Source organism: Streptomyces sp. NPDC049597 (assembly GCF_040675505.1).
Taxonomy (GTDB): domain Bacteria; phylum Actinomycetota; class Actinomycetes; order Streptomycetales; family Streptomycetaceae; genus Streptomyces.
Map to the genome: position 1 here is coordinate 159162 of NZ_JBFAOY010000007.1, position 24155 is coordinate 183316.

General features: G+C 72.9%; 23 protein-coding genes. 7 read left to right on the plus strand and 16 right to left on the minus strand.

Features of this window, described 5'->3' with window-relative positions; all coding sequences use genetic code 11:
* Nucleotides 1-69: 69 nt before the first annotated feature.
* The 3 genes from AB0K02_RS11310 to AB0K02_RS11320 are packed head-to-tail and all read right to left on the minus strand — an operon-like array spanning nt 70 to nt 1977.
* Nucleotides 70-843: a DUF3710 domain-containing protein gene (locus AB0K02_RS11310; protein WP_365992121.1), complete on the minus strand. Its 774-nt coding sequence runs from the start codon at nt 841-843 to the stop codon at nt 70-72.
* Between the two features lies 1 nt (nt 844).
* Nucleotides 845-1357 (minus strand): dUTP diphosphatase, encoded by a 513-nt coding sequence (gene dut / locus AB0K02_RS11315; protein WP_365992122.1) that lies wholly within the window; start codon nt 1355-1357, stop codon nt 845-847.
* A complete protein-coding gene (locus AB0K02_RS11320) occupies nt 1357-1977 on the minus strand; it encodes a PaaI family thioesterase (protein WP_365992123.1) in 621 nt (206 codons plus the stop codon). Before AB0K02_RS11320 ends, dut begins: the two co-directional genes overlap by 1 nt.
* A 58-nt stretch (nt 1978-2035) precedes the next feature.
* Here AB0K02_RS11320 and AB0K02_RS11325 point away from each other — a divergent pair, with 58 nt between their 5' ends.
* Nucleotides 2036-2494, plus strand: coding sequence for a DUF3093 domain-containing protein (locus AB0K02_RS11325; RefSeq protein WP_365992124.1), 459 nt, complete (start codon nt 2036-2038; stop codon nt 2492-2494).
* Between the two features lie 46 nt (nt 2495-2540).
* Here the strand turns inward: AB0K02_RS11325 and AB0K02_RS11330 are convergent, their stop codons facing one another.
* From AB0K02_RS11330 to AB0K02_RS11345, 4 genes are all read right to left on the minus strand, one after another.
* Nucleotides 2541-3509: a hypothetical protein gene (locus AB0K02_RS11330; RefSeq protein WP_365992125.1), complete on the minus strand. Its 969-nt coding sequence runs from the start codon at nt 3507-3509 to the stop codon at nt 2541-2543.
* A gap of 13 nt (nt 3510-3522) precedes the next feature.
* Nucleotides 3523-3819: a DUF4193 domain-containing protein gene (locus AB0K02_RS11335; protein WP_018848140.1), complete on the minus strand. Its 297-nt coding sequence runs from the start codon at nt 3817-3819 to the stop codon at nt 3523-3525.
* A 382-nt stretch (nt 3820-4201) separates the two neighbouring features.
* The gene (locus tag AB0K02_RS11340) at nt 4202-5440 is read right to left on the minus strand and encodes an ATP-binding protein (RefSeq protein ID WP_365992126.1); all 1239 of its coding nucleotides are present in this window, start codon (nt 5438-5440) and stop codon (nt 4202-4204) included.
* Nucleotides 5441-5445: 5 nt separating this feature from the next.
* Nucleotides 5446-6099 (minus strand): response regulator transcription factor, encoded by a 654-nt coding sequence (locus AB0K02_RS11345; RefSeq protein WP_365992127.1) that lies wholly within the window; start codon nt 6097-6099, stop codon nt 5446-5448.
* 321 nt (nt 6100-6420) lie between these two features.
* On the opposite strand from AB0K02_RS11345, the gene AB0K02_RS11350 reads away from it, so the two are divergent.
* Nucleotides 6421-6588 (plus strand): hypothetical protein, encoded by a 168-nt coding sequence (locus AB0K02_RS11350; protein ID WP_365992128.1) that lies wholly within the window; start codon nt 6421-6423, stop codon nt 6586-6588.
* A gap of 134 nt (nt 6589-6722) precedes the next feature.
* On the opposite strand, the gene AB0K02_RS11355 is transcribed toward AB0K02_RS11350, so the two are convergent.
* Nucleotides 6723-7523, minus strand: coding sequence for an inositol monophosphatase family protein (locus AB0K02_RS11355; protein ID WP_365992129.1), 801 nt, complete (start codon nt 7521-7523; stop codon nt 6723-6725).
* Nucleotides 7524-7533: 10 nt separating this feature from the next.
* Nucleotides 7534-8661 carry a ferrochelatase gene (locus tag AB0K02_RS11360; protein WP_365992130.1) on the minus strand — a complete coding sequence of 376 codons (1128 nt, stop codon included), beginning with the start codon at nt 8659-8661 and terminating at the stop codon, nt 7534-7536.
* Between the two features lie 136 nt (nt 8662-8797).
* Here AB0K02_RS11360 and AB0K02_RS11365 point away from each other — a divergent pair, with 136 nt between their 5' ends.
* From AB0K02_RS11365 to sepH, 3 genes are all read left to right on the plus strand, one after another.
* Nucleotides 8798-10048, plus strand: a complete 1251-nt coding sequence (locus AB0K02_RS11365; RefSeq protein WP_365992131.1) for an MFS transporter — start codon at nt 8798-8800, stop codon at nt 10046-10048.
* Nucleotides 10029-11327, plus strand: coding sequence for a D-arabinono-1,4-lactone oxidase (locus tag AB0K02_RS11370; RefSeq protein ID WP_365992132.1), 1299 nt, complete (start codon nt 10029-10031; stop codon nt 11325-11327). The genes AB0K02_RS11365 and AB0K02_RS11370 overlap by 20 nt, the downstream gene beginning before the upstream one ends.
* Nucleotides 11328-11973: 646 nt before the next feature.
* Nucleotides 11974-13020, plus strand: a complete 1047-nt coding sequence (gene sepH / locus AB0K02_RS11375) for a septation protein SepH (RefSeq protein WP_365992133.1) — start codon at nt 11974-11976, stop codon at nt 13018-13020.
* Nucleotides 13021-13244: 224 nt separating this feature from the next.
* Here sepH and AB0K02_RS11380 read toward each other — a convergent pair whose 3' ends face one another.
* On the minus strand, nt 13245-14075 hold the full coding sequence (locus AB0K02_RS11380; RefSeq protein WP_365992134.1) for a sulfurtransferase: 831 nt from the start codon (nt 14073-14075) through the stop codon (nt 13245-13247).
* A gap of 223 nt (nt 14076-14298) precedes the next feature.
* Here AB0K02_RS11380 and AB0K02_RS11385 point away from each other — a divergent pair, with 223 nt between their 5' ends.
* Nucleotides 14299-15087 carry a VOC family protein gene (locus tag AB0K02_RS11385; RefSeq protein ID WP_365992135.1) on the plus strand — a complete coding sequence of 263 codons (789 nt, stop codon included), beginning with the start codon at nt 14299-14301 and terminating at the stop codon, nt 15085-15087.
* Nucleotides 15088-15236: 149 nt separating this feature from the next.
* On the opposite strand, the gene AB0K02_RS11390 is transcribed toward AB0K02_RS11385, so the two are convergent.
* From AB0K02_RS11390 to AB0K02_RS11405, 4 genes are read right to left on the minus strand one after another with little or no spacing between them, the layout of a single operon-like run.
* Entirely contained in the window at nt 15237-15887 is a 651-nt protein-coding gene (locus tag AB0K02_RS11390) for a thymidine kinase (RefSeq protein ID WP_177151634.1), read from the minus strand.
* 47 nt (nt 15888-15934) lie between these two features.
* A complete protein-coding gene (locus tag AB0K02_RS11395) occupies nt 15935-17137 on the minus strand; it encodes a nucleotide pyrophosphatase/phosphodiesterase family protein (protein WP_365992136.1) in 1203 nt (400 codons plus the stop codon).
* Nucleotides 17137-17721: a DUF5998 family protein gene (locus AB0K02_RS11400; protein ID WP_177151636.1), complete on the minus strand. Its 585-nt coding sequence runs from the start codon at nt 17719-17721 to the stop codon at nt 17137-17139. Before AB0K02_RS11400 ends, AB0K02_RS11395 begins: the two co-directional genes overlap by 1 nt.
* Before the next feature lie 37 nt (nt 17722-17758).
* Nucleotides 17759-21292 carry a GNAT family N-acetyltransferase gene (locus tag AB0K02_RS11405; protein ID WP_365992137.1) on the minus strand — a complete coding sequence of 1178 codons (3534 nt, stop codon included), beginning with the start codon at nt 21290-21292 and terminating at the stop codon, nt 17759-17761.
* A 164-nt stretch (nt 21293-21456) separates the two neighbouring features.
* On the opposite strand from AB0K02_RS11405, the gene AB0K02_RS11410 reads away from it, so the two are divergent.
* The gene (locus AB0K02_RS11410) at nt 21457-21738 is read left to right on the plus strand and encodes an HPr family phosphocarrier protein (protein ID WP_365992138.1); all 282 of its coding nucleotides are present in this window, start codon (nt 21457-21459) and stop codon (nt 21736-21738) included.
* Nucleotides 21739-21937: 199 nt separating this feature from the next.
* On the opposite strand, the gene AB0K02_RS11415 is transcribed toward AB0K02_RS11410, so the two are convergent.
* Together AB0K02_RS11415 and AB0K02_RS11420 are read right to left on the minus strand one after the other, a co-directional pair.
* On the minus strand, nt 21938-22615 hold the full coding sequence (locus AB0K02_RS11415; protein ID WP_365992139.1) for a GntR family transcriptional regulator: 678 nt from the start codon (nt 22613-22615) through the stop codon (nt 21938-21940).
* A 755-nt stretch (nt 22616-23370) separates the two neighbouring features.
* A complete protein-coding gene (locus AB0K02_RS11420; protein WP_365992140.1) occupies nt 23371-24150 on the minus strand; it encodes a M23 family metallopeptidase in 780 nt (259 codons plus the stop codon).
* Between the last annotated feature and the right edge of the window lie 5 nt (nt 24151-24155).

The window sequence follows — 24155 nt, forward strand, 5'->3', positions numbered from 1 at the left end:
GCGCACAAACGCGCTTGGGCCGCGGCTCCCGCGGAGGGGAATCGCGGCCCAAGCGCCCTTGCACGTGTGTCAGCGGACCTCGGTGATCTCGGGTCCGCGCTGGAGCTGGCCCATGCCTCCGGAGAAGCGGGATCCCTCCTGCTCCTCCTGCTGGACGCCCTCGGGCACCATCTGGGCGTCGTCCGGCAGCTTGAGGACGATCGGGTCGCGGGGCGCCATCGGGCCGTCGCCGCGCACGACGACGGTGTCCCGGAAGATCTGCTCCAGCAGACCGGCGGCCTGCGGCTGCACCGCGGCCTGCCCGGAGATCACGCCGCGCAGGAACCAGCGGGGGCCGTCGACACCGACGAAGCGGACGAGCTGTACGCCGCCCGTGCCGTCGGGCAGCTGCACGGGCACCTGCGCCCGCAGCTCCCAGCCGAGCGGGCCCTCGACCTCGTCGATGACCCCGCCCTGCCGCGTGATGCCGGAGGCGATCTCCTCACGGACCTCGCCCCAGATGCCTTCCTTCTTGGGTGCCGCGAAGGCCTGCAGCTGGATGGCGCTGTCGCGCAGCACGACCGTGGCGGCGACGATCGCGTCGCCGGCGACCTCGACGCGCAGTTCCATGCCCTCGACCCCGGGCACGAAAAGTCCGCCCAGGTCGACCCGGCCGTCGCCGGGCCGGGAGACCTCGGAGACGTCCCAGGGGCCGTCGGGCCGGGGCGCCGGCGGGAGGTTCACCCTGCGGGGCGCGCTCTCCTCGGCGTCGGTGCCGAGCTCGTCCGACTGGTCGGCGACTCGCTCGGCCTCGCCCGCCGCCGTGTCACCGGCGGAACCACTCTTCTTGCGACGTCCGAACACGTCACTGTCCTTCCCGGTCAGATACGACCGAAGCGTATCGATTCCCACCCGTAGTGCCGTCCACGGCGGCGTGACCGCCGGTGGACCCGAAGCCCCCCTCGGCCCGCGCCGAGCCGGGAAGCTCCGCCACCTCGTGGAAGCGCACCTTCTCGACCTGCTGGACGACCAGTTGGGCAATCCGGTCGAACCGTTCGAACCGCACGCTCTCACGCGGGTCCAGATTGACCACGATCACCTTGATCTCCCCACGGTACCCGGCATCCACCGTCCCTGGGGCATTCACGAGGGCCACTCCGCAGCGCGCGGCGAGACCCGAGCGCGGATGCACGAAGGCCGCGTACCCGTCGGGCAGCGCGATCGACACTCCGGTGGGCAGGACGGCGCGTTCGCCGGGGGCCAGCTCTGCCGCCTCGCAGGTCACGAGATCGGCGCCGGCGTCGCCGGGGTGTCCGTACGCCGGGAGCGGGACCTCGGGGTCCACACGGCGGATCAGTACGTCGACGGGTTCACGCATCACGGGTTCACCTCGAAGGCGCGGGCGCGCCTGATCTGGTCGGGGTCGGCCATGGCTGCCTGGATCTCCTCGGCACGGCCGTTGTCGATGAAGTGGTCGACCTTGACCTCGATGAACAGCGCACCCGCGCGGACGGCCACCGGTCCGTCCGGGCCGCCGATCCGGCCGGTGGCACGCGAGTAGATCTTGCGCCCGGCGACGGCGGTGACCTCGGCGTCGAGGTGCAGCACGGTGCCGACGGGCACGGGGCGCACGAAGTCGGTCTCCAGCTTGCCGGTCACGGCGATCACGCGCAGCAGCCAGTTCAGCGAGCCCAGCGTCTCGTCCAGCGCGGTGGCGAGGACCCCGCCGTGGGCGAGGCCCGGTGCGCCCTGGTGGGCGGGCCTGACGGTGAACTCGGCGGTGACGCGCACGCCCTCCTGGGCACGGGCGGCCAGGTGCAGCCCGTGGGGCTGGGCACCGCCGCAGCCGAAGCAGTGGTCGTAGTGCGCGCCGAGGAGCTCGCCGGGGGCCGGGGCGTCGGGGTGCCGGACCGGTGCCGTGGCGTCGGCGGGCGGGGTCAGCGCCGTGGAGCCGGCCGGGGGGCCGGGCGTCGCCGCCGGGGGGTTCGCGTTACTCACAGGCGCAGACCTTACCCGCGCGGATACCCGCCGGTCGCGCCGTGCCAAGCTTGGATTCATGCAGCCTTCCGCCCCGCAGTACTCAGAACGCCTGACCGTGCCACGTTCGTGGTGGGTCGTCACCGCTCTCGCCGGCGTCAGCGGCGGTCTGGTCGCGCTGCCGCTGGGGACGCTGCCGATGCTCGGCGGGCTGATCGGGGCGGCGGCACTCGTGGGGGCTCTGGTCAGCTCGTACGGCTCGGCCCGCATCCGCGTGGTGGCCGGCTCACTGGTCGCCGGTGACGCGCGGATCCCGGTGTCGGCCCTCGGCACGCCCGAGGTGCTGGACCCGCAGGAGGCACGTGCCTGGAGGTCGTACAAGGCGGATCCGCGGGCGTTCATGCTGCTGCGCAGCTATGTGCCGACGGCGGTGCGCATCGAGGTCACGGACCCGGCGGACCCGACGCCTTACGTCTATCTGTCGACGCGGCATCCCCAGGAGCTGGCGGCGGCCGTGACGGCCGTCCGCGCGGCCTGAACACGGCTGTCCGCGCGGCCTGAACCACGGTCCTGCGAGCGGTCGCTCAGCTCTCCGCCGAAGGCGGCAGCCGCCGGGTCTCCCCCAGCAGCTCGCCGGGCAGCACGTCCTTCGGCTGCTCGAGCGGCGGGAGCTGCGGCAGGGCGTCCCAGGGGACCTGCCGTCTGCGCAGGTCCGCGCGGATGTGGTCGGCGAGCTTGCGGGTGTCGCGGCGGTTCATCACCGCGCCGACGGCGGCTCCGACCAGGAACGGCGTGAGGCTGGGCAGGTTGCGCACCATGCGCTTCATGATCTGCTGGCGCAGCTGGCGCTTGAGCTGGCCGCCCATCGACGCGTTGTACGTCGACGGCTTGGTCACGTCGATGCCGCGCTCGGACGACCAGGAGGTCAGGTACGCGGTGCTGCGCTCCTTGAGGCCGCCCGGCGGGCGCAGCCCGTAGACCTCGTGGAGCTCGGCGACGAGCTTGAGTTCGATCGCTCCGACGCCCAGGACCTCCGCCGCCAGCTCGGTCGGCATGGCGGGCGGCACGGGCATCATCGCGGCGGCGCCGACACCGGCGCCGACGGTGGACGTCGCGTTGGCCGCGCCCGTGACGAGTTTGTCGGCGAGCTGCTCGGGCCCGAGCCCGGGGAACTGTCTGCGCAGCGTGTCGAGGTCACGGACCGGGACGCGCGGCGCGTTCTCGATGAGGCGGTCGGCGAGGCGGCCCAGGGCCGCCTTGGTGCCCTGTCGTGTCCTCATCAACGAAACCCTGGCGGTCTCGCCGCCCCTGGCGACGCCGTGCCGCACCGCGGCCAGGCCCCGGACCCTGGCCGGGGACCCCGCCGGGCCCGCTGCTTCGAGCGAGGCCGAGCGGCCTCGCTCCACGTCGTGACCTGCGCCGTGCGGCAGCAGGGCGGCATCGCGCTCGGTGGACGCCGTGGCGTCCTGCGCCGGGCCCGAACCGCCCTGGTGCGCCTCCGTCGGCTTCTGACGCCGAAAGCGCCGCTTCCTGGACGGTGTCTCGCCTGCCACTGGCGACCAGTCCTCAGTCGCAGTCGCGGCAGATCGGCTGGCCGTTCTTCTCGCGTGCCAGCTGGCTGCGGTGGTGCACGAGGAAGCAGCTCATGCAGGTGAACTCGTCGGCCTGCTTCGGCAGGACGCGAACGGCCAGCTCCTCGTTGGACAGGTCTGCTCCGGGGAGTTCCATGCCCTCCGCGGCGTCGAACTCGTCGACGTCGACGGTGGAGGTGGACTTGTCGTTCCGCCGGGCCTTCAGTTCCTCAAGGCTGTCCGAATCGACGTCGTCGTCGGTCTTGCGTGGGGTGTCGTAATCCGTTGCCATGTCGCTCTCCCCCTCTGGGTGTCTGCGGTGTCTCCAGCGCACGTAACGCGTGAGAGGCCGGACTTGTGCCCGACCTGAGGCGGAGATTTTGCCTCACATCAAGGTCTGTTACTCAATCGACACCCAACCGGACCCCTCAAGAGTGATCGGGTTGGATGGCGATGGGGACCGTACACGGTCCGCGGGGCACGCCGCACAGGCGCCACCCCGTGTACTTCCCGTGACCCCACCCCCCGGAAACTCGGACTTTTTCCGGCTTTCCGGCAGGATGAGCGACCACGGAGAGTAGACGGCCTGAAATCCGCGTCTGTGATCGAACGCACACGGCACCTTCCGGACGGGGTCCTGAAAATTCCGCTTAAAGCGAACGCCCTTCAGCATGTCAGACCGGCAGGGTGACACGCATCACAAGCCCGCCGCCCTCACGAGGCTCCGCGATGATACGGCCCCCGTGGGCCCGCGCGACCGACCGGGCGATGGAAAGGCCCAGGCCGACACCCTTGTCGCTGCCAGTCCGCTCCTGCCGCAGCCTTCTGAACGGCTCGAAGAGGTTGTCGATCTCGTACGCGGGGACCACGGGCCCCGTGTTCGACACGACCAGGACGGCCTGGCCCTGCTGGACCTCGGTCGAGACCTCCACCCAGCCTCCGTCCCCCACGTTGTAGCGCACCCCGTTCTGCACGAGGTTCAGCGCGATCCGCTCCAGCAGCACGCCGTTGCCCTGCACGATGGCGGGCGCCCGCTCCCCGCGGATCTCCACGCCCTGCGCGTCGGCCTCCGCGCGCACCTGGTCGATGGCGCGCGCGGCGACCTCCGCCAGGTCGACCGGCTTGCGCTCGACGATCTGGTTGTCGCTGCGGGCGAGCAGCAGCAGGCCCTCCACGAGCTGCTCGCTGCGCTCGTTGGTGGCCAGCAGCGTCTTGCCGAGCTGCTGGAGCTCCACGGGCGCTCCCGGGTCCGAGAGGTGGACCTCCAGGAGCGTGCGGTTGATCGCCAGCGGCGTCCGCAGCTCGTGCGAGGCGTTGGCGACGAACCGCTGCTGGGCGGTGAAGGCCCGCTCCAGCCGGTCCAGCATCTCGTCGAAGGTGTCGGCGAGCTCCTTCAGCTCGTCGTCCGGGCCGTCCAGCTCGATCCGGCGGGTCAGGTCCGAGCCGGCCACCTGGCGGGCGGTACGGGTGATGCGGCCGAGCGGCGACAGCACGCGCCCCGCCATCGCGTATCCGAAGGCGAAGGCGATGATGCTCAGCCCGAGCAGGGCGAACAGCGAGCGGCGCAGCAGGTCGTCCAGGGCCAGCTCGCGCTGGTGGGCGAAGCACGACTTCAGGGCGGCGTTGGCCTCGTCGGCCGACAGGCCCGTGGTCAGCGCCTCGCAGGAGTTGTCCGTCAGCTGGATCTTGCTCTCCGGCAGCAGCTTGAACGGAAGCCCGCTCCCGTCGTGCAGCGCCTGCGCGGTGAACAGATAGATGATCGACAGCAGCAGGATGCCCGCGATGAGGAACATCCCGCCGTACAGCAGGGTGAGCCGTATCCGGATGGTCGGGCGCAGCCACGGCCGCACCGGCTCCCTGGGGTCCCAGGTCGGCTTCGGTGGCGCCTCGGGGGGCGCGGGGAGGGAGGCCATGCGGATCAGATCCGGTAGCCGGAGCCGGGCACCGTGACGATCACCGGCGGCTCGCCGAGCTTGCGGCGCAGGGTCATCACGGTCACACGCACGACGTTGGTGAACGGGTCGGTGTTCTCGTCCCAGGCCTTCTCCAGCAGCTGCTCCGCCGAGACCACCGCGCCCTCGCTGCGCATCAGGACCTCCAGCACGGCGAACTCCTTCGGGGCGAGCTGGATCTCCTTCCCGTCCCGGAACACCTCGCGGCGGTTCGGGTCGAGCTTGATCCCGGCGCGCGCCAGTACCGGGGGCAGCGGCACGGTCGTCCGCCGGCCGAGCGCGCGCACCCGGGCCGTGAGCTCGGTGAACGCGAACGGCTTGGGCAGGTAGTCGTCGGCGCCCAGCTCCAGGCCCTCCACACGGTCACTGACGTCCCCCGACGCGGTCAGCATCAGCACGCGGGTCGGCATGCCCAGCTCGACGATCTTGCGGCAGACGTCGTCGCCGTGGACGAGCGGGAGGTCACGGTCGAGGACCACGACGTCGTAGTCGTTGACCTCGATGCGCTCCAGGGCCGCCGCGCCGTCGTACACGACGTCGACGGCCATGGCCTCCCGGCGCAGTCCGGTGGCCACCGCATCGGCGAGCAGCTGCTCGTCCTCGACGACGAGTACGCGCACGTCGCTGTTCCTTCCTCCGAGCCCGTCCGGGGACGGGCAGGCCTTTGCACTGGCTGTGCGCATACATCCTGCCCGTTACGCGTGTAAACCGGCTGTAAGACGGAATCCCGTTGCAAGAGCATCGGGGAATGAAGCCGATCCCCGGGACAGTTGAGGTTTCCCTGAGGGAACGGGTGGGGAAGACGTCTGCACACCCACGATCACGCCTTGTAGTGGCGCAGCACGACCTGTTCCAGGGTTGATCACCCGCCTCTCGCCTCGGCGAGGGGGACCCCAGCCAGGCACACCCCCGTGCCACCGACCTAGCCGAGGGGGCGCATCATGGACGCTTTCACCGCGGGACTTCTGCAGCGCATAAAGGCTGCGGAGACCGACCTGACGATGGCTCGCGAGACGGGCGACGACTTCCTCGCCGACGTCGAGATGGCCGAGCTGGAGGACCTTCGCCGGCTCGCCGCCGAGCACGGGGTCGAGGTCAGCGCGGCGTAGCACCCGCTCCGAGCAGCACGAGGGCCCCGGCACCGCGGAACGGTGCCGGGGCCCTCGTCTGTCCGCGTCCGGGCCGGCCCAGAGGCGAACCGAGGCCCGGGATGCAGTCGCCGCGAACCGAGCCCGGGAACTCCTCAGTCGTGCCAGGCGCCCAGGTCCTCCAGGAGGGTCTGGAGCGGCTCGAAGATCCCCGGTGGGGCCGCGACCGTCAGGTCGCCGGAGGGCAGTTCGCCGGGGCGGCCGCCCGTGCGGGCGCCCGCCTCACGCGCGATCAGGTCGCCCGCGGCCAGGTCCCACGGGCGGAGCCCGCGCTCGTAGTAGCCGTCGAGACGGCCCGCGGCCACGTCGCACAGGTCGACGGCCGCCGAGCCGCTGCGACGGATGTCACGCAGCTGGGGGATCAGCCGGTGCGCCACTTCCGCCTGGTGCGCGCGGACGGTCTGGACGTAGTTGAAGCCCGTGGCCACCAGCGCCTGGTCCAGCGGCGGCGCCGGCCGGCAGCTCAGCCGCCGCTCGCCCAGGTACGCCCCGTTCCCCAGGACCGCCTGGAAGGTCTCCCCGCGCATCGGCGCCTCGACGACCCCCACGACCGTCTCGCCGTCGCGTTCGGCGGCGATCGACACGGCCCATGTGGGCAGCCCGTACAGGTAGTTGACGGTGCCGTCGAGCGGGTCGATCACCCAGCGCACGCCGCTGGTGCCGCTGCTGGAGGCGCCCTCCTCGCCGAGGAAGCCGTCGTCGGGCCGGTGCTCCGACAGGTAGCCGGTGATCAGCTTCTCCGCGGCGATGTCCATCTCGGTGACCACGTCGATGGGGCTGGACTTGGTCCGGGCGACCGCCAGGTCGTCCGGCCTGCCGTCCCGCAGCAGCGCCCCCGCCCTGCGGGCGGCTTCGAGGGCGAGGGTGAGCAGTTCGGACGTCAGGGGGTCGGTCACAGGGGTCTCCTTACGCGTAGGGGCTGTCGGCGCCGGCGGCCGCGGGCTTCGGCGTCCGCGCCGGGCAGCAGCCGACCGGGCACAGGTCGTGGCTCGCGCCGAGCGCCCCGAGGGCGCAGCGCTCGGCGGCGATGCCTCGCTCGGTCGCGGCGCGTTCCAGCACGAGGTCGCGCACGGCGGCGGCGAACCGCGGGTCGGCGCCCACGGTGGCGGAACGGCGCACGGGCAGCCCCAGCTCGGCGGCCTTGGCGGTGGCCTCGGTGTCGAGGTCGTAGAGGACCTCCATGTGGTCGGAGACGAAGCCGATGGGGACCATGACGGCCGCGGGCGCCCCGGACGCGTGCAGCGCTTCGAGGTGGTCGCAGATGTCCGGCTCCAGCCACGGGATGTGCGGGGCGCCGCTGCGGGACTGGTAGACGAGCTGCCAGGGATGCTCGACACCCGTCTCGTCCCGGACGGCGGCGGCGATCAGGGCCGCCACGTCCAGGTGCTGGGCGACGTAGGCGCCGCCCTCGCCGTGCTCCGGCTCGGGGCCCGAGGTGTCGGCGGCGGACGTGGGGATGGAGTGGGTGGTGAAGGCGAGGTGGGCGCCGGCCCTGACGTCCTCGGGCAGGTCGGCCAGCGAGGCGAGGACGCCGTCGATCATGGGGCGGACGAACCCGGGGTGGTTGAAGTAGTGGCGCAGCTTGTCCACCCCGGGCGCCTCCAGACCCTCGGCGCGGAGGGTGTCCAGTGCGTCGGCCAGGTTCTCCCGGTACTGGCGGCAGCCGGAGTAGGAGGCGTACGCGCTGGTCGCGAGCACCGCGACACGCCGGTGCCCGGCGGCCGTCATCTCGCGCAGGGTGTCGGTGAGGTACGGCGCCCAGTTGCGGTTGCCCCAGTACACCGGCAGGTCGAGGCCGTGTTCGGCGAAGTCCTTGCGCAGGGCGTCGAGCAGGGCGCGGTTCTGGTCGTTGATGGGGCTGACGCCGCCGAACAGGAAGTAGTGCTGACCCACCTCCTTGAGCCGCTCTTTGGGGATGCCCCGGCCGCGGGTGACGTTCTCGAGGAACGGGACCACGTCGTCCGGCCCTTCGGGGCCACCGAAGGAGAGCAGCAGAAGGGCGTCGTAAGGAGCTGGATCACGCAGATCGGACATGGGATCGATCCTGCCACCCTCGGACCGGCTCCGGCGGGGAGGCCCCCGGCACCGGGCGGGGACAAAACCGCGGTGCGCGGACACCCGTTCGGCCGTAATCTGTGAAGGCTGCCCATACGCCTTACCGGAGTGCTCCTTGCCCAGTCCCTACCGCGCGATCTTCGCCGCCCCCGGCACCCTGGGGTTCTCCACGGCCGGCCTCCTCGGCCGGATGCCGCTGTCCATGATGGGCATCGGCATCGTCACGATGATCTCGCAGATCACCGGCCGCTACGGACTGGCCGGTGCCCTCTCGGCGACGCTCGCGATGTCCGCCGCCGTGCTGGGGCCGCAGATCTCGCGCCTCGTCGACCGGCACGGCCAGCGGCGGGTGCTGCGCCCGGCCACGCTGGCGGCCGTCGCGGCCGTCGCGGGTCTGCTGGTCTGCGCACAGCAGGGCATGCCGGACTGGACGCTGTTCGTGTTCTCGGCCGCGGCGGGCTGCGTGCCGAGCGTCGGCGCCATGACGCGGGCGCGCTGGGCCGAGATCTACCAGGGCTCGGCGCGCGAACTGCACACCGCGTACTCCTTCGAGTCGATCGTCGACGAGGTGTGCTTCATCTTCGGGCCGATCGTCTCGATCGGTCTGTCGACGGTGTGGTTCCCGGAGGCCGGTCCGCTGCTCGCCGCGCTGTTCCTGCTCGTCGGCGTCTGGTGGCTCACCGCCCAGCGCGCCACCGAGCCGAAGCCGCATCCCGTCGAGCAGCACACGGGCGGCAGCGCCCTGCGCTCACCCGGGCTGCAGGTGCTGGTGGCCGCGTTCGTCGCCACGGGGGCGATCTTCGGCGCGGTGGACGTGGTGACCGTGGCGTTCGCCGAGGAGGAGGGCCACAAGGCGGCCGCGAGCCTGGTGCTGGCCGTCTACGCGCTGGGCTCCTGCCTGGCCGGCGCCGTGTTCGGGCTGCTGCACCTCAAGGGCGAGCCGTCACGCAGGTGGGTGCTGGGCGTGTGTGCGATGGCCGTGAGTATGATCCCCCTCCAACTGGCCGGGAACCTGCCGTTCCTGGCCGTGGCGCTCTTTGTCGCGGGCCTTGCCATCGCACCGACGATGGTGACGACCATGGCCCTCGTCGAAGCCCACGTACCGCGCAGCAAGCTGACCGAGGGCATGTCCTGGACCAGTACGGGGCTCGCGGTCGGTGTGGCACTCGGTTCGTCGGCCGCCGGCTGGGTGGTCGACGCGTACGGAGCCGCCGCGGGGTATGGGGTGCCCGGCATCGCGGGAGTGCTCGCGGCCGTGGTGGCGTTCCTGGGGTACCGCCGGCTGCGCAGGCCGGTGCCGACGCGGGAGGGACAGCGTGAGCGGGACTCGCAACACTCCGAAGAGCGTGAAGAGCACGTGGCGTAACTGGGCGGGGACCGTCGCCTCGACGCCGCAGCGCGAGGCCCGTCCGGCCTCCGCCGACGAGCTCGCCGCCGAGGTGCGCCGCGCTGCGGAGGACGGGCTGCGGGTCAAGACCGTGGGCAGCGGCCACTCGTTCACCGCGATCGCCGCCACCGACGGGCTGCTGATCCGTCCCGACCTGCTGACCGGGATCCGGCGGATCGACCGTTCGGAGATGACCGTGACGGTCGAGTCGGGCACCCCGCTCAAGCGGCTGAACGCGGCCCTGGCACGGGAGGGCCTGTCGCTCACCAACATGGGCGACATCATGGAGCAGACCGTCGCCGGCGCCACCTCGACCGGCACCCACGGCACGGGCCGTGATTCGGCCTCGATCGCCGCGCAGATCAAGGGTCTGGAGCTGGTGACGGCGGACGGCTCGCTGCTCACGTGCTCCGAGAAGGAGAACCCGCACGTCTTCGCGGCGGCCCGCATCGGGCTCGGCGCCCTCGGTGTGGTCACCGCGATCACGTTCGCCGTGGAGCCGGTCTTCCTGCTGACCGCTCGCGAGGAACCGATGCCCCTCGACCGGGTGCTCGCGGACTTCGACGCGCTCCACGCGGAGAACGAGCACTTCGAGTTCTACTGGTTCCCGCACACCGGCAACTGCAACACCAAGCGCAACAACCGCAGCGCCGGACCCGCCGCCCCGGCCGGCGCCGTGCGCGGCTGGATCGACGACGAACTGCTGTCCAACGGGGTGTTCCAGGTCGCCTGTTCGGTCGGCCGCGTGTTCCCGGCGGCGGTCCCCGCCATCGCACGGATCTCCAGCCGAGCCCTCTCCGCCCGCACGTACACGGACATTCCCTACAAGGTCTTCACATCTCCGCGCCGGGTGCGGTTCGTGGAGATGGAGTACGCGGTGCCGCGCGAGGCGGTTCTCGACGTGCTGCGCGAGTTGAGGGCCATGGTGGAGCGCTCACCGCTGCGCATCAGCTTCCCCGTGGAGGTTCGCACCGCGCCGGCGGACGACATCACGCTCTCGACGGCGTCGGGCCGGGAGACCGCGTACGTCGCCGTCCACATGTACCGCGGGACGCCGTACCGCTCCTACTTCACCGCGGTCGAGCACATCATGACCGCGCACGCCGGACGGCCGCACTGGGGGAAGATCCACACCCGGGACGCCGCGTACCTCGCCGACGTGTACCCCGGGTTCGGTGAGTTCACGGCGCTCAGGGACCGGCTGGATCCGGACCGGATGTTCCAGAACCCTTATCTGCGACGGGTCCTGGGCGACTGACCGGAGGAGCGGCCGGGGCCGCGGCGGCCCTTCGGCTCGCCCGGACGACGGCTTCGCGCAGCCGCTCGCCGATTGGGCCGAAGACGCGCCGGGCCGGCGGACCGCCGCAAGTGGCCATCGCACCGACGGCTCGGGCACGGTGACGGTCCCTTAGCTTCTGCCACCCGCCTCTGTCCACCTGTCTGTCAGGTGGTGCACCATGGAGTGACAGATGGGTGTAGCGGAAAGTTCCGCTTCTGCCGTTTCTGTGCAGCACAACACCTGGTCACCCCCGGTTCGGCAACCCAACTCCCACGGCCGGCGAGAAGTTCGGCGGCGCGGCAGTCCACCCCGATGGCCCGAATGGAGTACTGTGGCGAGCCCTGGGCCCAAGCACCCTCCCGGTGTTCGGACCCCAGGTAGGGGGCCGAAAGCGGCGCTCGATCCGGCGGCGCCGCGGCACCGGACGGGAATCTATTGCTCAGAGTGAGCTTCGATCACTCTGAGTGGCAAATAGATAACCGTGCCATAACGGCGATCAAGGGCCTGTGCCCGACACGCCGGGCAACTCGGCAAGGTTGTGGCAGGCTGCACCCGGGCAGGCCACACTCGACTAGCGGAAGCAGCGACGCAGGTGACGTCGGCAGGCACCACCCGGGAGGTCCCCATGCCCGAACTGCGTGTCGTGGCCGTCTCCAACGACGGCACACGACTGGTGCTCAAGGCTGCGGACAGCACGGAATACACGCTTCCGATTGACGAGCGGCTGCGCGCCGCCGTACGCAACGACCGCGCCCGTCTCGGTCAGATCGAGATCGAGGTGGAGAGCCATCTCCGCCCCCGCGACATCCAGGCGCGCATACGCGCGGGTGCCTCGGCCGAGGAGGTCGCGCAGCTCGCCGGCATCCCCGTCGACCGGGTGCGCCGCTTCGAGGGCCCGGTGCTGGCCGAGCGCGCGTTCATGGCGGAACGGGCCCGGAAGACGCCCGTACGCCGCCCCGGCGAGAACACCGGCCCGCAGCTCGGTGAAGCGGTGCAGGAGCGGCTGCTGCTGCGCGGCGCCGAGAAGGACACCGTGCAGTGGGACTCGTGGCGCCGTGACGACGGCACCTGGGAGGTCCTGCTGGTCTACCGCGTGGCGGGCGAGCCCCACTCGGCGAGCTGGACCTACGACCCGCCACGGCGGCTCGTGCAGGCCGTCGACGACGAGGCGCGCGCGCTGATCGGCGAGACGGACGACACGATCGCGCAGGAGCCGAGCTTCCCGTTCGTCCCGCGCATCGCACGCCTGCCGAGGGACCGGCCACTGGACCGTTCCCTGGACCGCCAGATCGACCGCCCTGCCGTGGGCCCCGTCGCCGACCCGGAGGAAAGCGGCGAACGGGACTCGCTGACCAGCCTGTTGGAGGCCGTGCCGAACTTCCGCGGCGACATGGTCGTCCCGGAGCGCCCGGCGCAGGCGGAGCCCGCCGCGCTCGACCCGGTGCAGGAGCCGGAGGCCGAGGAGGAGTCGGTGGCCCCCGCGGCGTCGGCCGGCGCGGGATCCGCGTACGCGGACGTGCTCATGCCGCGCTCGGTGGCGGGCCACCGCGACCGGCTGACCGGCACGACGGACCGTCAGGCCGAGGCGGACGGCGTCCGCCCCGGCCGCCGGGCGGCGGTGCCGAGCTGGGACGAGATCGTCTTCGGCACGCGCCGCAAGAAGCAGGAGTAGCGACAGCGTTTCGCCGAAGGGCCGGCACCGAACCGGTGCCGGCCCTTCGGCGCGCGCGGACGGCCTGCGCGGCCGCACCTGCCGACAGTCCTCACGGCGGGCCCGCTCTCGTGGCGAACACCGGCTCGGCCCGGTCCCCGCCGCCCATGACCACCGAGCGCTCGCGCGCTGACGGCACTCGTTCAGGGCGGCGCGGGGCTCACGCCGCCGTACCGCGCCGGGCGTCAGGACGGGTTCGGGCCCGTGGCGACCGGTCGGGACGGGTCGCGGGACCACTGCGACCAGGAGCCCGCGTACAACGCCGGGACGAAGCCCGCCAGTTCCAGCGCGACCGCCTGCTGCGCCGCGGAGACGCCCGAGCCGCAGTAGACGCCGACGGTCTTCGTGTCCTCGCCCGCACCGAGGCCGACGAAGCGCGCGACCAGCTGCTCGCGCGGCAGGAAGCGACCCGCCTCGTCCACGTTCTGCATGGTCGGAGCCGAGACCGCGCCGGGGATGTGGCCCGCCACGGCGTCGATGGGCTCCACCTCGCCCCGGTACCGCTCCCCCGCCCTCGCGTCCAGCAGCAGCCCCTCGCGGGCGATCTCCGCGGCACCGTCGGCGTCCAGAAGCGGCAGCGCGCCCGGCGCGGGGAAGAAGTCGCCCTCCGCGGGCTCGGGGACCTTCGTCTCCAGCGGCCCCGTCCAGGCGGCGAGTCCGCCGTCGAGGACCCGTACGTCGGCATGCCCCGCCCAGCGCAGCAGCCACCAGGCGCGGGCCGCGCCCCAGCCCTTGTCGTCGTCGTACGTCACGACCGGCGTGCCGGCGCCGACGCCCGCGCGGCGCATCGCCGCGCCGAAGGCGTCGACGTCGGGCAGCGGGTGGCGCCCGCCCGCTCCGGGCGGCCCCGCCAGTTCCGCGTCGAGGTCGACGAAGACGGCGCCGGGGATGTGCCCGGCCTCGTACGCGGGCCGGCCGTGCGGGCCGCCGAGCTGGTACCGGACGTCGAGCAGCACCGGCGGCGTCGGGCCGGCGAGTTCGGCAGCGAGATCGGCCGCGGAGATGATGGGTGTCATACGGCCATCCTCGCGCACCGGATCGCCGGACGGTCAACACCTGCCGAGGTGGATGACCGGGTGGCAGAACGGGCATGCTCCGGCGGGAACCCGCCACATCCGGCGCGGCCGGGACACAGGGGGCGCCCGGTGGTGAAAGCATCTGCTCGGGCGCACGGCCTTCCCGCACAACGGCGCGCCCGTCCCCGCACGGCCACCACGATGGTCCGAGGAGAGAGTGACGATGACCGAGGCGACTCGGCGCGCGCCCGGCACACCCTGCTGGGTGAGCCTGATGGTGCACGACGTTGACGCGACGCAGGAGTTCTACGCGTCGCTGTTCGGATGGGAGTTCACGCCCGGCCCCCAGCAGTTGGGCCCGTACGTCCGAGGGCTGCTCGACGGCAAGGTGGTGGCGGGAATCGGCCGCCTGCCCGCCGACCGTCACCTGCCAGTGGCCTGGACGCCGTACCTGGCGACGGACGACGCGGACGCGACGGCCGAGGCGATCAGGAGCGCCTGCGGCACCGTGGGCGTGGGCCCGCTGGTCGCCGGGGACGAGGGACGGCTCGCCATCGCCTCCGACCCGGTGGGCGCGGTCTTCGGCGTCTGGCAGGCGGCGGCGCACACCGGCACCGCCGTCCAGGGCGCGCACGGCACCCCGGTGTGGAACGAGCTGGTCGCGCGGGACACCTCGGTGGGCAAGTTCTACCAGGTGGTCTTCGGCCACGAGGCGCAGACGAGCCTCCCGTCCGGCGTGGGCGACCCCGCGGACGAGGACCGTATGACGCTGCTCGTCGGCGGCCGGCCGGTGGCGTCGGTGCACGGCGTCGGCAAGGCGTTGCCGCGCGACCGCGGCCCGCACTGGATGACTTACTTCGAGGTCGAGGACCCCGACACCGCGGCGCGGCAGGTCGTCGAGCTGGGCGGGCAGGTGATCCGGCCGCCGGGCCCGGGGACCGCCGGACGCGAGGCGACCGTCGCGGACCCCGAGGGCGCGGTGTTCACCGTCGTCCGGACGGAACGGACCTGAGGCGGACCGAGACGGACTCGGACGGGGCGGGACGAGGCGCACCCGGAGGGAAGGGAATCGGGAGGGACCCGGGCGGAACCGGTGCCGAGGCGGACCCGGACGGAACGGGATCCAGGCGGACTGGGCGGCGGCCGGACGGCGGCTCGTGGTCACGCGCTCCCGACGGGCAGCACGTCCGGGGACAGGGCGGCCGCGCGGGCGGTGGCCGCCGTCATCCGGCGCCGGTGGTGGCGTCGGCAGAGCACCTCGTAACCGATCTCGTCCGGCGACTGGTTGACGTCCCCGACCACCACCTGCGCGCCCTCCACGACCATCTCGCCGCCGACGGTGCGGGCGTTGTGCGTGGCGCGGGCACCGCACCAGCACAGGGCCTCGACCTGCAACACCTCGACGCGGTCGGCCAGTTCGACGAGCCGCTGCGAGCCGGGGAAGAGCTTGGAGCGGAAGTCGGTGGTGATGCCGAAGGCGAAGACGTCCAGCTCCAGGTCGTCGACGATGCGCGCCAGTTGGTCGACCTGCTCGGGCGCGAGGAACTGCGCCTCGTCGGCGATCACGTAGTCGCAGCGGCCGCCCTTGGAGAGGCGGTCGACGAGGTACGCGTAGAAGTCGAAGCCCACGGCCGCCTCGACGGCGTCCGTGACCAGCCCGAGGCGCGAGGACAGCTTGCCCTCGCCCGCACGGTCGTCCCGCGTGAAGATCATGCCCTGCAGGCCGCGCGCCGACCGGTTGTGCTCGATCTGAAGAGCGAGGGTGCTCTTTCCGCAGTCCATCGTTCCGGAGAAGAACACCAGCTCGGGCATGGGAGGTCGAGGACCTTTCGGGTCGTGGGAGCGGTCGGCGTACGGGATCAGGAGCGTACTTCGAGGAGGGGGACGAGCTGCTCGGCGGGGGTCATGGACCCGTGCATGCCGACCATGGCCGACTCGTTCGGCTCGTTGACCGACGCGATGATCACCACGTCGTCGTGGGCCGCGGCCACGACGTCGCCGATCCGTCCGTACACCCGCTCGTCGACGCGTTCGCCGAACCAGCCCGCGGCGATCGCCTCGTCGCGCCCGGCCACCCAGAACTGCTCGCCGAGCACCTCACGCCAGACCGCGAGCACGTCGGACTCGGCGCCCGGCACGGCGTAGACATGGCGGGCCCGGCCCTCGCCGCCCAGCAGGGCGACACCGGCGCGCAGTTCCCAGTCCTCGTCGAAGTCGATACGGGACTGCTCGCCGAAGGGGATGTCGATCATGCCGTGGTCGGCGGTCACGTACAGGGCGGCACGCGGCGGCAGTTGCTCGGCGAGGCGCTGCACCAGCCGGTCCACGTACATCAACTGGCCGCGCCAGGCGTCGGAGTCGACGCCGAAGCGGTGCCCCTTGCCGTCGACCTCGCTGTAGTAGGTGTAGACGAGCGACCGGTCGCCGGCGGCGAGTTGCTCGGCCGCCAGGTCCATGCGCTCCTCGCCGGAGAGTCGCCCGTGGAAGGTGCCGCCGCTGAGCGCGATCTTGGTGAGGGGCGTCTGCTCGAACGTCGGCGAGGACACCTGGGCCGTGTGCACGCCCGCCTCGTCGGCGAGCTGGAAGACGGTCGGGTAGGGCTGCCAGATGCGCGGCGGGGTCCAGGGCTTCCAGCGCAGCTGGTTCATCAGCTCGCCGGTCTCCGGATTGCGCGCCGTGTAGCCGGGCAGACCGTGCACGCCGGGCGGCAGGCCGGTGCCGACGGAGGCGAGCGACGTCGCGGTCGTCGCGGGGAACGAGGCGGTGATCGGACACCCCGTGCCCCCGCGCGAGGTGCCCAGCAGGGAGGTCAGGTACGGGGCTTCGTCGGGGTGCGCCAGGATCTGCTCCCAGCCGAGACCGTCGATGAGGAACACGCAGTTGCGGTCGGCGGGGGTCAGCTCCGGGATGGCCCGGGCGAGCCCGGGGACGCCCTGGCCCGCGGCCAGGGTGGGCAGCAGATCCGCGAGCGAGCCGCTGCCGTACTCGGGAGCGGGCGCGGTGTCGAGGGCGAGCGGAGTCGGTTCGTCCGGCCAGACGGCACTCTGCGCGGGCTGGACCATCAGCGGGTGGCCGCCGTGGCTTCGGAGAGCGCCTGGGCGAAGGCGAGCGTCTGGCGCACGGTGTCGGGACCGTCCCCCGCCTCGCTCACCCGCAGGCTGAGGTCGTCGGCGGTGGAGTTGCCGGTGTAGCCGTGGTCGGCGTCGCAGTTCGGGTCGCCGCAGGCGGCGGGCTCCAGGTCGATGCGGGAGACGGCGCCCCAGCCGATGGTGAGCACGACCTCACGGGGCAGGGTGCCGGGGGTGTACGACTCGGGGTTGGCGACGACCCGGCTGACCACGACGGACGAGATGCGGTCCAGCTTGACCGATTCGGTGGACGTGGTGGCGTACGGCGTCGGGGAGCTGTCGTCGGCGGCCTGCTCGTCGGTGTGGCTGACGATGAACCTGTTCGCCGTCAGAACGAGGACCGTGACATGGCGGCGGACCTCGTTGGCGTCGAACGTGGTCTCCTGGTGCACGACGTAGGACGAGATCGGCTCGCCACCGACGGCGGCCTCCACCGCCTCGGCCACGAGGGCCGGGTAGTAGCCGCTGCGCTCGATCGCCGCGCGCAGCCCCTGGGTCGTCGTACCGGTCTTCGCCATGCCGTCCATCCTACGGGGCCCCGGGGCCCCCGAGCGCTCAGTAGCTGGGGAGCCGGCGGGGGCCCAGGTCGGTGCGCGGGGGCGGCGGCGCGAGGCGCACGGAGGCGTCGAGCACGGAGAGGCCCTGCGGTGCGACGACGACCGGTTCGAGTCCGATCGAGACCACCTCGGGGTGGTCGTCGACCAGCCGGGAGACCCGCAGCAGCAGCTCCTCCAGCGCCGCGGTGTCGACGGGCGCGGCGCCGCGCCAGCCGAACAGGAGCGGGGCGGTGCGGATGCTGCGGACCAGCTCGGCGGCGTCGCGGTCGGTGGCCGGGACCAGGCGGTGCGCGGTGTCGCCGAGCAGCTCGGAGGGCGGGCCCGCGAGTCCGAAGGACAGCACGGCGCCGGCTGCGGGGTCGATGGCGGCGCGCACGACGGTGTCGACCCCGCGCGGGACCATCGCCTGGACGACGGGCTGGAGCTCGGCGGGTTTGCCGAGGGAGCCCGTCAACTCCTCGTAGGCCTGGCGCAGTTGCGTCTCGTCCGCGAGATCGAGGCGTACGCCGCCGAGGTCGGCGCGATGGCGCAGGTGGGGCGCGGTCGTCTTGAGGGCGACGGGATAGCCGAGGCGCCGGGCGGCCTCGACGGCGGAATCCGTGTCCGAGGCGGGCAGGGCGGGCCGGACGCGGATGCCGTAGCGGGCGAGCAGCTCATGGGTGTCGGCCTGGCCGAGGGTGAAGCCGCGGGTGTCGCTGTCGTCCCCGAGCAGCCGCTCGATCTGGGCGGCGGCACCCGTCTCGTCGATGTCGTCGTACTCGGGCACCCGGCCGGGCTCGGCGGCCTGCCGCCGCCACTGCGCGTACCTGACGGCCTCGGCCAGCGCCCGGACAGCTCGCTCCGCGGCGGGATAGGCGGGGATGCGCCACGTGTCGTCGCCCGGGACGGAGCCGACGGTGCCGGGCGCGGCCGGGGCGGAGGTGCCCGCCGGGCCGGCCGCCGGCCCGCGCGTACCGGGGGCGGTGCCGTCCGCCGCGGCCTGGTCCGGGCGGCCGCCCGGACCGGGCTCGTGGGAGGGAGTGCCACTGGGGGTGGAGGCGGCCGGGCGGCTGCCCGGCCGGTATGGAGCGTCCGCCGATCGCGTTCCCCGTGCGCCCGGGGTCGTGGGCCCGTCCGCGCCGGGAGAGGACCCGGCGGGGGCGGACGGCCTGCCCTGCGCACGGCCCCGCAGCCCGAACCACGACCTGGAGCCGCCGGAGCGGGACGCCTTCTCGGACGCACGTCCGCCTTCGGCCAAGGACGCGCCGCCGTCCGCGTCCACCGGGGCGGAAGCTCCCGCTCGCCGGTGCTCCGATGCCGGTACGGGGCCACCATCGGCGCCGGTCGCGCCGGCCTCCCCCGGCTGCGAGGCGCCCTTGTCACCCGAGGCGCTCTCCGCCCTCCGGGACTGCCGGTCTCCGGGCTGCGAGGCGGCAGCGGTAGCCGACGCGGCCCCCGGATCGGGCTGCCGGTCCTTCGGGACCGACGCGGCCCCCGGATCGGGCTGCCGGTCCTTCGGGACCGACGCGGCCTCGACCTCGCGGTCCGCCGGAACGGCCGGGCCACCGGCGGCGGACGAAGGCGCGGCCGGGCCAGGGCCCGGCTCGGCGGGGGTGGACGAAGGCGTGGCCGGGCCACCGGGGCCCGGCTCGGCGGCGGCGGACGGCGGCGCGTCCGCGCGGGTGCGGCGGGCCGTGCTCGACGCCGCCGAGAGCGCGTCCGCCAGCGCGCCCATCTCTACGTGGACCACCGCCACGGGCTTGGCCGGGCTCGCGGCCGCCGCGTCGCGCAGCGCGGCGGCCAGCACCTCGCCGTCGCCCGACTCCGTGACACCGTTCTCACCGACCCACGGGATCGCCGTGACGACGACGGCATCGCATGCGTCGTCCTCCAGCGCCTGGGCCAGAGCCGCCCGGAAGTCCGCCGGCGTGGCCTCGGTCGTCAGGTCGAGCGGCGGCAGCGGTCGCAGCCCCTCGGTGAGGCAGGCGTCGTACGCGAGGAGCCCGAGAGACTCGGAGTTGCCGAGGATCGCGACTCTCGGCCCGGCCGGCAGCGGCTGGCCCGCGAGCAGCAGCCCCGCGTCGATCAGTTCGGTCACGGTGTCCACGCGGATCACGCCCGCCTGGCGCATCAGAGCGCCGACCGTCGCGTCCGGCATCCGCGTCACCGGCACCGCGTGTCCGGGCGGCGCGCTGCCGCTGTGCCGCGCGCCCTTGACGACGACGACGGGCTTGACCGCCGCCGTGCGCCGAGCGAGCCGGGTGAACTTGCGCGGGTTGCCGATGGACTCGAGGTAGAGCAGGGCGACGTGCGTGCCCGGGTCCTCGTACCAGTACTGGAGGAAGTCGTTGCCCGAGACGTCCGCCCTGTTGCCGGCCGAGATGAACGACGACAGCCCCGCTCCCCGCCGGTGCAGGCCCGCGAGCAGCGCGATGCCGATCGCCCCGGACTGGGTGAACAGACCGATGCGCCCGGGCGCGGGGGACTCGGGAGCGAGGGAGGCGTTGAGCCGGACGGTGTCCGCGGTGTTGATGACGCCGAAGGCGTTCGGCCCGATGATCCGCATGCCGTACGAGCGCGCCTGGCGCACCAGTTCGCGCTGGCGCTGCCGGCCCGCCGCGCCGCTCTCGGCGTATCCGGCGCTCAGGACCACCAGGCCCTGGACGCCGTGCTCGCCGCAGTCGGCGACCACCTCGGGTACCCGCTCGGCGGGGACGGCGACGATCGCGAGGTCGACCGGCTCCCCGACCTCGGCGACCGAGCGGACGGCCGGAACGCCCTCCACCTCGGTGCGCCCCTCGGGGAAGGCGCGGTTCACCGCGTACACCCGCCCGGTGAAGCCGGCGCCCAGGAGGTTGCGCAGGGTGGTGCGGCCGACGCCGCCGGGCCGGCGGCCCACACCGATCACCGCGATCGAGCCCGGCGCGAGAAGGCGCTGCACGGAACGCGCCTCGGCCCGCTGCTCGCGGCCGCGCTGCACGGCGAGGGACTCCTCGGTCGGCTCGAGGTCGAGGGTGAGGTGGACGGAGCCGTCCTCGAAGCTGCGCCTCTGGGTGTACCCGGCGTCCCGGAACACCTTGATCATCTTGTTGTTGGCGGGCAGGACCTCGGCCGCGAACCGCCGGATGCCGCGCTCCCGCGCCACGGCGGCGATGTGCTCCAGCAGGGCGGAGGCGATGCCGCGCCCCTGGTGTGCGTCCTGGACGAGGAACGCGACCTCGGCCGCGTCGGCCGGAGCACCGGCGGGACGGCCCTGCGCGTCGATCCGGTCGTAGCGCACGGTCGCGACGAACTCGCCCCCGACCGTCATCGCGAGCCCCACCCGGTCCACGTAGTCGTGGTGGGTGAAACGATGGACGTCCTTGTCGGACAGGCGGGGGTAGGGCGCGAAGAAGCGGTAGTACTTCGACTCGTCGGAGACCTGCTCGTAGAAGCTGACGAGCCGGTCGGCGTCCTCGGTGGTGATGGGCCTGATGCGCGCGGTGCCGCCGTCGCGCAGCACCACGTCTGCTTCCCAGTGATCCGGGTAAGCGTGCTCCGACGAGGTCTGCATGGGCCAAGCGTACGGCCCAGTCACGGGTCGCGTGGGTGGTTGTGGACGGGCACGCTGAGAGGGCTCCGCGGGGCCCGTGACCACCATCCGGACGCCGACGGGAGCACGCCGGAGCGCATGAGAGACTGGTCTAGACAACCCGTTGAGACTTGAAGGGCAACACCATGGCTGAGCGTCGCGTCAATGTCGGCTGGGCCGAGGGCCTTCACGCCCGCCCCGCTTCCATCTTCGTTCGTGCCGCGACGGCCGCCGGCGTTCCGGTGACGATCGCCAAGACCGACGGCACCCCCGTCAACGCCGCCTCCATGCTGGCCGTGCTGGGCCTCGGCGCCCAGGGTGGCGAGGAAATCGTCCTGGCTTCCGACGCGGACGGCGCCGACGCCGCGCTGGACCGCCTGGCCAAGCTCGTGGCCGAGGGCCTCGACGAGCTGCCCGAGACGGTCTGACCCCCGTCCGAAAGGATTCCGTGCTCCGGCCCGCCCGGCGGGGTGCCCGAGAAGCACGGCGAAGCCGCGGCGTTCCACGACTGAGGAACCCGCGGCTTTTCCGTTCCCGCTTCCGCTCGGCGCGAATGAATTCAGGCAAGCCGAATGCAGGGCCTCAAAAAGACTCTCGAATAAGCCCTTCTTGTATACGGCTCGATTGTTAATTGCGGAGGCCCGCAATGTTTACGGAATGTTGCGAAGTCCTCACCCGGTCCGGGCGCCGCAGCCGGTGCGCGGCCACCGCCCTTTCCACGTGGAGGGCCGTCAGCGTCCGCGCCCTTTCCACGTCCCCGCGCGCGACCGCGTCCACGATCGCGCCGTGCTCGGCCCAGGACTCGGCGGGCAGGGCCGGCTGGTCGACGGCGTACATCCAGGCGATCTTGTGGCGCAGCTGGGTCAGCAGGGCCGTCAGCCCCGGGCTGCCGCAGGCCTGCGCGAGCGTCTCGTGGAACCAGGCGCCCAGGGAGCGCAGGTCCTCGCCCTGCCCGCGGCGCGCTCTTTCCTGACCGAGCCTCACCAGGCCGCGCAGCACCTTGAGATGGGCCTCGGTGCGCCGCTGGGCGGCGCGCGCGGCACCGAGCGGCTCCAGCAGCATGCGGATCTCCAGCAGGTCGGCCGCCTCCTGCTCGGTGGGCTCGGCGACGTGCGCGCCGGCGTGGCGTCGGGTGACGACGAAGCCCTCCGACTCCAGGGTCCGCAGGGCCTCGCGGACGGGGACGCGGGAGACCCCGTAGCGGCGGGCGAGGTTCTCCTCGGTGAGCCGGCTGCCCCGCTCGAATACACCGGAGACGATGTCGTCGCGGATCGCCGTGCATACAGAGTGCGCGGGAATGCGCATGTCCGAACCTCCGCCTCGATCCGCGCGAAACGCAGCCGATTGACTCGTGTCCGGTGACTCTATTCCAGTCCACGGGATTTTCCGATGGCCGACCGGAATCCATGGATATCTTTTGGCCGGAAACGGCGTAATTCGATCGCCACGACGGGCGTCACCGGACCGGGGCGACGGCAGGCGCCCGACGGCGCTGGGTCGCGGTGCGGGCCACCGGGGGCCCGGTCGGCCCCGCCCCCGCAGAGCAAGACGACAGCCGTCTGACGCAGGCAGGGCCCACGGGCCCGCGCCCCGGCCCTCAAGACCGGCGGACGGCCGCGAGAAGCGCAGCACAGCGGCCCCCACAGCGCCAGACGCCGACCGCCGGACACAGCCGAGCCCGCCAGGACTCGCCTCCGGCCCGGCGGACGGCCGACCCCGGCACCGCGAGACGCCGAGCGACGCGGCCAAGCCCACCACGACTCGCACCCCGCCCGGCCGACGGCCACGGGAAGCGCGGCACAGCGCCCCAGCAGCGCCAGACGCCGACCGCCCGACACAGCCAAGCCCGCGGGGGCGCGCCCGGCCACAGACCGGCGGGCCGCTTCGCGGGCGGACGACCGGTGCCGGACGCCGTCGGCAATCCGCCGCCGAGCACGTACCCGGCGGACAGCCGGGACGCGCCGACGGCGGACGGTCAGGCCGTCGGGTGCCCGGGGGGCGCCGTCACCGAAGCGCGCAGACCCCCGGCGTGCGCCGGGGGTCTGCGCGAGGACGTCGGGTCAGACGCTCACACCACGGGCGCGCAGATACGCGACCGGGTTGATGTCGGAGCCGTACTCCGGCGAGGTCCGGGCCTCGAAGTGGAGGTGCGGGCCGGTCGAGTTGCCGGTCGAGCCCGAGAGGCCGATCTGCTGGCCGGGCATCACCCGCTGGCCGACCGAGACGTTGATCGACGACAGGTGGCCGTACTGGGTGTACGTGCCGTCGTTCATGCGCAGCACGATGTTGTTGCCGTACGCGCCGCCCCAGCCGGCCTCGACGACGGTGCCCGCGCCCACGGCCACGACCGACGTACCGGACGCGGCACGGAAGTCGACGCCGGAGTGGCTGCCGGAGGACCACAGGGACCCGCCGGCCTGGTAACCGGTGGTCACGTACGAGCCGGCGACGGGCAGCCGGAAGGAGTTCAGGCGGCGGCGCTCGGCCTCACGGGCGGCGCGCTCCTTGGCCTCGCGGGCCTCCTTCGCGCGTGCCTCGGCCTTCCGCTTCGCCTCGGCCTCGGCCTTCGCCTTCGCCCGGGCCTTGGCGGCCGCCTCGGCGGCCTCCTTCTTCTGGGCGGCGGCCTGGTCGGCGATCTCGTCGGCGATGGACCCCATGGAGACGATCTGGGTGAGGCCGGTGTCCTCGGCCGAGGGCTCGGTGTCGGCGGCGAACGCCGGGGAGGCGAGGCTTCCGATGACGCCGGTGGTGGCCAGAGTCGCGACGCCGGCGATGTTCCGGCTCCTGCGCGTCAGACGGCTCGGGGCACGGTGCTTCCCGGTGGCACGGGTGAACGCCATGAAAA